We start from the raw sequence: 367 nt of genomic DNA on the forward strand, positions 1-367 counted from the left end.
CAATACGACTGCAGCGCCGGAATCAACGGCGTGATCGCGCCTGCGCCGCGCGCGCCGCCATACCAGAACAGGAAGGCGTAGGCCGCGCACAGCAGCGGCAGGGTGAACACCGTGAACCCCGCCGCGCGATAGCGGGACGCCATGTACAGCATCATCAGGCCGGTCAGGATGATGAAGACGACAAACACCTCATAGAGATTGCTGACCGGTATGTGGCCCATGCCGGCACCGATGCGGTACGACTCGTACCAGCGCGTGAGGAAGGCCGCAGCCGCGAGCCCCAGCCCGCTCCACGTGGCAGCACGGCCGATCGCGGCCAGGCGCGCCCGCTGTCCTACCCAGCCGGCGATGGAGGCCAGCGTGGCAA

The 367-nt window shown here is 67.6% G+C and carries 1 pseudogene; it reads right to left on the reverse strand.

What is annotated here, in order from left to right:
- Positions 1–367 (reverse strand): annotated as a pseudogene (locus tag AC1DDH_RS20865) (hypothetical protein); the annotation flags it as partial.

This window comes from Arthrobacter sp. 10T425 (genome assembly GCF_056393985.1).